1 protein-coding gene is annotated in these 280 nt (G+C 71.4%); it reads left to right on the top strand.

Going from position 1 to position 280, the window contains the following annotated elements:
* Nucleotides 1-280: PadR family transcriptional regulator (locus AC1RPV_RS07790; protein WP_481764200.1), on the top strand; the 280-nt coding region annotated here is incomplete at both ends.

Raw genomic sequence — 280 nt, forward strand, 5'->3', positions numbered from 1 at the left:
CGCTGCTCGCCGAGGGGCCGACGCACCCGTACGAGATGTATCAGACGCTCGTGCTGCGCTCGGAGGATCGGCTCGTCAAGGTGCGGCCGGGCTCCCTCTACCACACGGTCGACCGCCTGGCCCGGCAGGGCCTGGTGCGCGCGACCGGCACCGAGCGCGAGGGCAACCGTCCGGAGCGCACCACCTACGAGATCACTGAGGAGGGCACCCGGGCGCTCGGTGAGCGCGTCGCGGACATCATCGCGACGCCGGTCAACGAGTTCCCGGAATTCCCGCTCGG

The sequence above is a fragment of the Dellaglioa sp. CoH-55-MRSF-9 genome (assembly GCF_056782155.1).